Raw genomic sequence first — 10,523 nt, forward strand, 5'->3', positions numbered from 1 at the left:
ATTCGGTCTCTGGTGACGGTAACGAAGGCCCTGAACAACACTCACATACTCTGGGTTTCAATTGTTTCGTCCATCCTTGTCGTGACGTTTGTGAATTGCGACCATCATTCGACTCATCCGATAGCGGAGCGCTGAATTCCGTAGAAAGTTCGACAGGATGTACAAAGGTAACATCCGAAAAAAGCTCATGCCCCTCCATGGCTGATAGATATTGCTGTCGTCGCAACCCTGTGGACGGAGTCGTCTCAGACGGGGACGCCTCAGGCTCAAAAGGTGCTGCTGTAGCCGATACAATGAATCCTGCCAAGCGGGCGAACTGCAACCTGACAGTGGTGGCGAAGGAATGTCAGCAGCGAACATGCAGGAGCGTTTATAAGAATGCTGCTTCCCTGTCGACTCATAAAAGTAAATACCATAGTGGGGGAAAAATCTGTGACGTGGCCGTGGTCGGAGAAGATCACCAGCAGCGGCTCTGTGGGAAGATATTCAAGCATGCACAAGGCCTATGGGAGCACAAAAGAAAAGCACATACCGGACTACAAACCTGTACCGTGACTGTGATCGGGGAAGATGGTCAGCAGCGGCCCTGCAGCAGGATCTATATGAATTCCCATGCCCTGTCGGATCACAAAAAAAGAGAGCACAGCAGTCAAAAAACCTGTGACCTGACTGTGGTCGGCGAGGATGGCCAACAGAGGCCATGCGGGACGGTCTTCAAGAATGCTCCATCTTTGTCATCTCACAAAAGCAGATACCATACCGGGCACAAAACCTGTGAAATGACAGTAGTGGGAGAGGATGGTCAGCAACGGCCATGCGGAATGGCCTGCGAAAATTCTCGCAATCTGGTGGAACACAAAAGAAGTGTCCACAGCGGGCAACAGACCTGCGTCGTGAACATGGTCGGAGAAGATGGTCAGCTATGGCCATGCGGAAAGGTCTGCAAGAATCTACAAGCGCTGTCATCTCACAAAAGCAACTACCACTCAGGGCAAAAAATGTGTGACCTGGTCGTGGTTGATAAGGATCGACAACAGCGGCGATGCGCAAAGGTCTGCAGGAATGCTCAAGCTCTGCGGGATCACAAAAGCAGATACCACAGTGGGAAAAAAACCTGCGACGTAACATTGGTTGGGACGGATGGGCTCAAGTACCGATGCGGGGTAGTCTGCCAGAACGCCAAAGCCTTGTCGAACCATAAAGGAAGGCATCGAAAACGCAGGGCTGTTGATCAGGACCAGAACAGTGACCTCAGTCCCCGATCTGAGACCCATCCTTTCATGAGATGATCTATCCTTTCTCTCTGTATATTAGAATGCAAGGATAGAATTATTAAACGTTCATACTTTGCGGTATCGCTCTTTCTGCTACAGTCGTTATCTGTCGTTTGTCAGGCTCAACTGTTTGGTAGCCGTTTTGTTGTTGACTTTGACTATAATACAGTTTCTCCAAACCGGTATTTTTCTACCAAGCTCAACCGGCATACATTAACAGACAACCTGTCAGAAATTTCCGAAAAAGAGGGCCATCTGGGGTCAACTTCATCGCCTGACTCTACCCCTTATTCATGGCTACTTGCAGAATTGGTTGTCACTGTCGGTTGGCTTTTAAAATGTTATTGGAACCCTGATTCACCGCTGTTTAACCCGGTGGAAGTACAGTTGACTCAAGACCAAACGTCTGCGATCATCACCATGATGCATGGCTCCGGACATGGCCAAAAACAATACCCGCCTTCAGAACCATCCGGTCTGCAAGCCCCAGAGACAATGAGCCACTACAGAGGCTCTTTCACTAGTCTTCAGAATACTGACTACGGCCATGGTGGCGGTGATGGAGGCCCTCAACAACACCTGCATACTTTGGGTCTGAATTGTTTCGTCCATCCTTGTCGTGGCGTTTGTCAGTTCGGACCATTATTTGATAGCAGAAGTGCCGCTGAGTTCCACTTGGCAGAGCCCTATGCAACGATCCACACTCCAGAGGCGAGGGCAGAAGTATCCGTTGCTCAATTGGGAGCAACACCCGAACAAAACTCATGCCCGCATTTGGCGAATAGACAGTGTCCTGGTTGCTTAGGTACTTCTGATACTGTAGAGGCTAAACATTCCGAAGAAGAATCAATTTTCGGAATACTAATTGATACTTCTGATGGAAACGGAGTGGCCTCAGACTTAATCGATTATACAACTGATGCTATCGGCTTACTCAATGATGATGAACTAATGCTCAGGGGTTTGCTTTCCACTGTTAATGATTTTGAGTTCATTACTGAGTCACTTAGTCTGTTGGATCAGAGTCAAACGCATCTTTCCCGGAAAGATACATTACAAGCTCTGCCAGTACCCGAGAATATTATATTCGGAGCTAAAAAATGCCAACAAGAACTGTTGGATGACCAAGCAAATATCCACAGCGAGCAGCCAACCTATGACGAGAAAGTGGTCGGGGAGGATCGCCAGACGCAACCACGCAGGAAGATCTCCAAGAATGCTAAAGCTCTCTCGAATAAAAAAAGAGCAGACCACAGCAGCCAACAAATTTGTGACGTGATGGTAGTTGAAGGCGGACACCAGCGGCCATGTGGAACAGTTTATAAGAATGCTCTGACCCTGTCGGATCACAAAAGAAGAAAACACAGTGGACCACAAACTTGTGACGTGACCGTGATCGGGAAGGATGGCCAGCGATCATGTGGAAAAATCTGCAAGAATGCTCTTGCTCTGTCGGTTCACAAGAGCAAGTACCACTGTGAGCAAAAAATCTGTGGCGAGACAGTAGTCGGGGACGATGGCCTGCAGCAGTTATGCGGAAAGGTTTGCAGGAATACTCAAGTTCTGGCAGATCACAAAAGAAGAGACCACACCGGACCACAAACCTGTCAAGTGGTTAAGGTCGGGGAAGATGGTCAACAACGGCCATGCGGAAAGGTCTTTAGCAATGCCATAACCTTGTGTTATCACCGTAGAAAATCCCATGGCAAGCAACGAATCTGTGTCAAGGCAGTGGTCGGGGAGGGTGGTCAGCAGCGACCATGCGGGAAGATCTTCAAGAATGATCAGGCCCTGTCAAATCACAAAATGTGGTATCACACCGGGCAACAAGCCTGTGACGAGGCCGTGGTCGGGGAGGATGGTCAGCAGCGACCATGCGGGAGGGTCTGTAAAAATGCTAAAGCCCTATCCAACCATAAAAGACAACATCAAAAACGCAAACCTGTTGATGTGCACCAGAACAATGACCTCAGTCTTTGATCCGACAACCCTCCTTTCATGAGGTGATCTATCCTTCTTCTCTTTAAATTAGTATGCAAGAATCGAATTATTAAACACTCATACTCTGCAGCACTGCTGTTGCTGCTATTGTCGCTGTCTGTCATCTCTATGGCTGAACCATTGAAAGAAGGCTGTATTGTCGAGCATAAACAGAAAGCAGTTTTTCCAAACCTGGGCTTCTCTATAAAGTGTGTACTGCGTGCATTGTCGTGTACTTTGTCATTCATTGTTGACAGAAACGGCTGCACAGGAACAGATTTTCTGCTTAATGACAAACGACACAGACCAGTCGGTTACGAACTAAAAACGATCATCATTGAATCGATTCTATGGCACTGGCTATACACCACTCCCCTGCTGGTTGTTTGTGAACTGATCCTAACCACCAAAGATGCCTCTATTCGCTTTACCTCTCGTTCATGCCTGCCTTTAGAAGCGATTTTCGCTGTTGGTTGGTTTTTAAAAAGTTATTGGGATCTTGGTTCACCGCTATTTAGCCCGATTGAACAACAGGCGAGTCAGGGTCATTCGTTTGCGATCATCTCTATGGTGCCTGGCTCCGGAGATAACTCGCAACAATACCCTCCATCAGAATCATCAGGCCAGCAAGTTCCGGCAGTCGCCAGCGCCCCTGTAGGTTTTTTCACCCGTCTTCTGTATTCTGAGTCTGGTGACAATAACAGAAACCCTCATCAAAACTCACACACTTTAGGTTTAAATTGTTTCGCCCATCCCTGTTATGGGGTTTGTCAATTCCGGTCATCAGAAGCAACACCCGGACAAAGTGCAGGGCTCGCCTACAACACTGGCCCCACCAGACGTACCTGTAGTGATGTGCCATTGCCCGGGAATTTGCCTGTCACCCCTGACGACCTGATTATCATCAGTGGGCTACTCAGTCTAAGTAGTCAGGGTCTTCCAGAAGAAAACAGGATTTCCTTTGCGTTTACCCGTTTTACACACTCAATGAAGACTTTACCTTCAGGTTGTCTTGCTTCCGGAGGGGGAGCCCATTGCCAACAGGCCCTGTTGAATCACAAAAGAAAAGACCACACCGGGCAGAGGATCTGCGACCTGGCCCTGGTCGATGAGGATGGCCAGCAGAAGCCATGCGGGGAAGTTTGCAAAAATACTAAAGCTCTGGCGTATCATAAAAGAAGGCTTCACAGCGGGCACAAAACCTGTGACGTGACCGTGATCGATGAGGACGAACAGCCGCGGCCATGCGCAAAAGTCTGCAAGAATGCGCTAGTTCTGTCAGTTCACAAAAGCAAAGATCATAGCGGGCCAAAAACCTGTGACGTGATCGTGGTCGGGGAGGATGGCCAGCAGCAGCCATGCGGGGTAGTTTGCGAATGTGCCAAAATTCTCGTGGATCACAAAAGAGTAGCCCACAGCGGGCAACAAACCTGTGACGTGATCGTGATGGGAGAGGGTGGCCAGCAATGGGCATGCGGGAAGGTCTGCAAGAATGCCAGAGACCTATCGGTTCACAAAAGCAGATACCACACCGGAAAAAAAATCTGTGACGAAACATGGGTAGGGGGGGATGGCCAACCCCGGCCATGTGGAAAGCTCTGTGAGAATGCTCGAAGACTGACGAATCACAAAAGAAGAGAGCACAGCGGGCCAAAAAACTGTGACATAAAAGTGGTCGGAGAGGATGACCAGTTACGGCCATGCGGTGCTGTCTGCAAGAATGTTCAGGCTCTGTCGTGTCACAAAAGCAAAGTCCACACCGGACAAAAAATCTGTGACGTGACCGTGGTTGAGGAGGATGGCAAGCCACGGTTATGTGGGAGAGTCTGCAGGCACGCTCAGGCACTGTCGGATCACAAAAGAAGCGCCCACGGCGAGCGAAAAACCTGTGACGTAAGCGTGGTCGGAGAGGATGGCCAACAGCGGCTATGTGGCCTGGTCTGTAAGAATTCCAGATCCCTGACAAAGCACAAGAGAAAACACTTAAAACGCAAGCTTGTTGATTCGGCTCAGAACGATGACCTCGGTCCCGGATCTGACACCCATCCTCTCATAAGGTGATCTATCCTTCCTTTCTATGCCAGAACGCAAGGATAGAATTCTTCGACACTCACTCTTTGCAGAAATGCTGTTGCTAGTGTCGTTATCTGTCGTCTGTCGGGCCGAACCATTGACAGAACGTTTTGTTATCGAACTTCGACAAAATGCAGATGAACAACGGGAGGCAACATCTGTGCTGATAAAGGGTGACCAACCGTATGCGACCATCATAATGGTGTATGGGTCTGTTGATAACCCATCGCAGTACCGGCCATCAGAATCATCCGGCCAGCGAGTCCCGCAGGAAACTACTGCTCAGTCTGGAGGCTCATTCACTGGTCTCTTGTATTCCGACTCTGGCGACGGTAACGGAGATCCTGAACAATCCACACACACTTTGGATTTAAATTGTTTCGTCCACCCCTGTTATGGTGTTTGTCAATTCCGGCTATCAGGAGCAACACCCGCGCAAAACTCATGCCGTTACCCGGTGAATGAACACTGCCATGGTTGTATACGCCATTTTGATTCTGGAAACGCAACACACTCAATGAGTCCGGGGTCGGCCTACACTAAAGACCCTGACGGTTCAGCCAATGATGATGCACCCATGCCCGGGAATGTGCCTGTCTCTGTTGATGACCAGATGATAATCAACGGTTTACTCAGCCTGCGTGGTTCTGGTCCTCGAGGAGAAAAGGGGATTTCCTGTACGTTTGCCTATTTCACACGCCCAGTGGTGTCTTCGCCTGCGGGTTGTCTTCCTTCCGGAGGGGTTACCCATTGCCAGCAAACCGTGTCGAATCATAAAAGAAGAAACCGTACCGGACAGCGAACCTGTGACGTGACCGTGGCCGGAGAAGATGGCCGACAAGAGTCATGTGGTAAGGTCTGCAAGGGTACTCGAGCTCTGTCGGATCACAAAATAAGAGCTCACACCGGGCAAAAAACCTGTGACGTGACCGTGGTCAGGGAAGACGGCCAGATGCGGCCATGCGGAAAGATCCTCAAGAATGCGAAATTGCTATCAGTTCATAAAAGCAGGGATCACAGCGGGCAAAAAAAATGTGACATAACAGTGGTCTCAGAGGATGGCCAACAGCGGCCATGCGGGAAGGTCTGCAACAATGCTGTGGCCTTGTCGAATCACAAAATAAGAGCCCACTCGGGGCAACAAACCTGTGTCGAAAAAGTGGTTGGTGAGGATGGCCAACAAGGGCCATGCGAGCGGGTCTTCAAGAATGCTAAAGCCCTGTCGGATCATAAAAGAAGGGACCATAGCGGTCAACAAACCTGTGATGTGACCGAGGTCGGGGAAGATGGCCAGCTGCGGCCATGCGGAAAGGTTCTCAAGAATGCGTCATCCTTGTCGGTTCACAAAAGCAGAAATCACAGCGGGCAAAAAACCTGCAAAGTGCTTGTGGTCGGGGAAGATGGCCAGCCGAGGGCGTGCGGAAAGGTATGCAAGAATGCGTCATCTTTGTCAGTTCACAAATACAGAGATCACAGCGGGCGAAAAACCTGCGACGTGACCGTGGTCGGGGGGGATGGCCAGCCGAAGCAATGCGGAAAGGTCTGCAAGAGTGTGTCATCTTTGTCCGATCACAAAAGCAGAGCTCATAGCGGGCAAAAAACCTGCGACGTGGCCGTGGTCGGGGAGGACGGCCAGCCGAGGCCATGCGGAAGGGTTTGCAGGAATGTGCTATCTCTGTCAATTCACAAAAGCAGGGCTCACAGCGAACAAAAAACCTACGAAATGATCGTGGTCGGGGAGGATGGCCAGCCGAGGTCATTCGGAAAGGCCTTCAGGAATGCTCATGACCTGTCGGAGTACAAAAGAAGACAACGTAAACGCAAGCCTGTTGATGTGAATCAGGACGAAGGCCTCAGTCCTGATGAGGGCAAAGTGAATAAGTAACAGTCAGAACTGACAGAAGCCCTTTCACGAGGTTTTCTTGATCTATCCTTCCTTTCTGTATATCAGAATGCAGGGACAGAATTATTCAAAACTCACCCTTTGCAGCAATGCTATTGCTGATGTTGCTATTATCTGTCGTCTGTCGGGCCGAACCTTTGACAGGTCATTTCATTGTCGAAGGACCATGCAGTTGCGGGATAAAAACAGCCCTTTTTGAGTCAATTTCGTTGCAATCGCTTCACGCCACAAACCTGTTGGTTGGTTATGAACCGATCCTGACCAGCAGAGACTCTCCTCTAAACTCCAGCTCTTGTTCATGGCTGCCAATAGAAATGGCTCTGATTGTCAGTTGGCTTTTAAAAAACTGCCGGAACCCTGATTTACCCCTGTTAAATCCGATTGAGCAACAGGAGTTGATCTCTGCGCTGACACTGGGGGATTGCCCGTTTGAGACCATGGCAATGATGCATGGCTCTGGCGATAAAACACCACAATACCCGCCATCAGAGTCATCTGGCCAGCAAGTCCCGGAAGCTAATATCCAGCCTATAGGCTTTTTCACCAGTCTCCTGTATTCTGACTTTGGCGACGGTAACGGAGACCCTCAACAGTACTCACACACTTTAGGTTTGCATTGTTTTGTCCATCCCTGTCACGGCTTTTGTCAATTCGGGCCATCAGTTGCAACGTCGCCAGAAAGCTCATGTTATCATTCGTTGAATGAACGCTGCCTTGTTTGCAAACGTCATTTTGGTCCTGGAAACGCTATATACTCGATGAGCGCAGGCTCCACCTATACCAATGACCCTAACGGCCCAGCTAAAGACGATGTGCCCGTGTCCGTGAATAAGCCTGTTTCTGCTGATGATCAGGTTATAATTGATGGATTACTCTGTCTAAGTGATCGCAGTCTTCCGGAAAAAAATGGGATTTCCTGTACGACTCCCCATTTCACAGACTCAATGGGGGCTTCAGCCTCGGTTTGTCCTCCAACCTGTGACGTGAGACTGGTTGAGAACGAGGTTCAGCAGCCGCCATGTGGGAAGGTCTGCAAGAATGCTCATGTCCTGTCAGAGCGCAAAAGAAGAGAACGCAGCCGGCAACGAAGCTGTAGCGTACCAGTGGTAAGAAAAGCTGGCCGACCGGAACCATGCGGAAAGGTCTGCAAAAGTGCTTATGCCCTGTCGGGGCACAAAAGAAGAGAGCACAGCGGGCAACGAACTTGTGGAGTAACTGTGATCGGAGAGGATGGCCGGCCGCGGCCATGTGGAGTGGTCTGCAAGCATATTCATGACCTCTCGGAACATAAAAGAAAAGAGCACAGCAGCCAAAAAATCTGTGACGAGACAGTGGTTGGGGAGGATGGTCAGTCGTGGCCATGCGGGGTGGTTTGCAGGAATGCTCATGTTCTGACGAATCACAAAATCAGAGAGCACAGTAGGCAAAAAACCTGCGACGTGAACGTGCTCGGGGAGGATGGCCAACCGCGGCCCTGCGGACATATTTGCAAGAATCGTAAAGTCCTGTCGGATCATAAAGTAAGGCTCCACAAAGGGCAAAAAACCTGTGACGTGATTGTAATCGTGAGGGATGGCCAGTTAAGGCCATGCGGGACGGTCTGCAAGAATCCCAAAGCCCTGTCGACTCACAAGAGCGAATACCATACCGGGCAAAAAACCTGTAGCATCGCCGTAATCGGGGAGGATGGTCAGCAGCGGCCATGCGGGAGGGTCTTTAGGAATGCCCGCGCCCTGTCGGATCACAAAAAACAACATCGAAAACGCAAGCCTGTTCATGTGAACCAGAATGATGCCTTCACTTCTAAAGAAGTTGAGGCGAAAAGGGTAAAGTGAATAAGTAACGGTCAGATCTGACAGCAGTCCTTTCTCCAGCTTTTCTTGATCTATCCTTCCTCTCTGTCCACCAGAATGCAAGGATAGAATTATTAAACACTCCTTCTTTGCAGCCTTGCTGTTGCCGATATTGTTGTTGTCTGTCGTCTGTCAGGTCGAAGCATTGACAGAACATTTTTTTGTTAAGCTTGAATCAAATCCAGATTCTCCAAAAAAAAGCTTTTCTATAAAGCGTGGCTGTCATAGATCGTCTAAGTGTCCGTCAGTCATTGCCAAAACCAACGGCGACGCGGGACCAGGTTTGTCAATGGATGACAAACGACACAGATCTAGCCGTTACGGAATAAAAACGACCCCTATTAAGTCGATTTCGTGGCAATGGCTTTACGCCACTCACCTGCTGGTGGGTCACGAATTGATCCTGACCAGCAAAGACGCCCCTCTATGCTGCGCACCTTATTCATGGCTGCCTGTAGAAGTGGTCGTCATTTTCGGTTGGCTTTTTAAAAACTATTGGAACCCCGAATCACCCCTGTTTAATCCGATTGAGCAACAGGGGGCAACTACTATTTTGACACGGAGGGATTATCCGTTTGCGACCATCACTCTGATGTATGGCTCTGGTGGTAATCCACCACAAGATCCACCATCAGAACCATCCGGTCAGCAAGTCCGGGAAGCCACCATTTACCCTAGAGGTTTTTTCATTCGTCTTATGTATTCTGACTTAGGCGATGGTAAAGGAGGCCCTCAAGAGTTCTCACACACTTTAGGTTTAAATTGTTTCGCTTATCCATGTCATGGCGTTTGTCAATTCCAGCCATCGGGAGTAACACCCGGACAAAGCGCGTGCCCTCATTCGGTGAATGAACACTGTCTTGGTTGCACAAACCATTTTGGTCCTGGAAATGCCAGACAACCAGTGAGTGCAGAAGCAGTCTCTATCAGTGACCCTGACGAGATACTCAATGATAATGTACAAATACCCGGGAATGTTCCCTTAAACGTTGATGACGAGATTATAGTGGATGGTTTACTCAGTCTTCGAAAATCCCCGGGTTGTCTTCCTTCCGGAGGGGCTACCCATTGCCAACAAACTCCGTCTAATCGAAAACAACAAGTGCGGACAGGGAGGCAAGTCTGTGATATTGCAGTGGTCGGGGAGGATCTCCAACAACGGCCATGTGGAAAGGTCTGCATGAATGTCACAACTCTGTCATATCTCAAAAGTGGGTACCACAGCGGGCATAGGATCTGTGACCTGATAGTGGTTGGGAAGGACGGACAGCCGCAGCCATGCGGGATGATTTTCAAGGGTGCTAAAAGCTTATCGGATCACAGAGGCAGAGAACATTCAGGGCAACAAACCTGTGACGTGACCGTGGTTGGAGAGGATGGTCGGCAGCGGCCATGCGGGAAGGTCAGCAGGAATGCCAAAGCCCTGTCGTCTCATAAGAG

General features: G+C 49.5%; 6 protein-coding genes. All 6 read left to right on the top strand.

Annotation, left to right across the window (positions count from 1 at the left end):
• Positions 1-1,289 (top strand): hypothetical protein (locus KDK18_RS06545; protein WP_257254065.1); only part of this gene is annotated, 1,289 nt, incomplete at its 5' end.
• 294 nt (positions 1,290-1,583) lie between these two features.
• Positions 1,584-3,254, top strand: a complete 1,671-nt coding sequence (locus KDK18_RS06550) for a hypothetical protein (protein ID WP_257254066.1) — start codon at positions 1,584-1,586, stop codon at positions 3,252-3,254.
• Positions 3,255-3,362: 108 nt separating this feature from the next.
• Positions 3,363-5,315 (top strand): hypothetical protein, encoded by a 1,953-nt coding sequence (locus KDK18_RS06555; RefSeq protein WP_257254067.1) that lies wholly within the window; start codon positions 3,363-3,365, stop codon positions 5,313-5,315.
• 16 nt (positions 5,316-5,331) lie between these two features.
• Positions 5,332-7,212: a hypothetical protein gene (locus KDK18_RS06560; RefSeq protein ID WP_257254068.1), complete on the top strand. Its 1,881-nt coding sequence runs from the start codon at positions 5,332-5,334 to the stop codon at positions 7,210-7,212.
• 155 nt (positions 7,213-7,367) lie between these two features.
• Positions 7,368-9,065 carry a hypothetical protein gene (locus KDK18_RS06565; protein ID WP_257254069.1) on the top strand — a complete coding sequence of 566 codons (1,698 nt, stop codon included), beginning with the start codon at positions 7,368-7,370 and terminating at the stop codon, positions 9,063-9,065.
• 115 nt (positions 9,066-9,180) lie between these two features.
• Positions 9,181-10,523, top strand: a 1,343-nt coding sequence (locus KDK18_RS06570; RefSeq protein ID WP_257254070.1) for a hypothetical protein, incomplete at its 3' end; no start/stop codon positions are given.

It is taken from the genome of Endozoicomonas sp. SESOKO3 (assembly GCF_024606255.1).

Coding starts and splice junctions, on each gene's coding strand:
- KDK18_RS06560 (WP_257254068.1), top strand. CDS start 5,332: ATGCCAGAACGCAAGGATAGAATTCTTCGACACTCACTCTTTGCAGAA.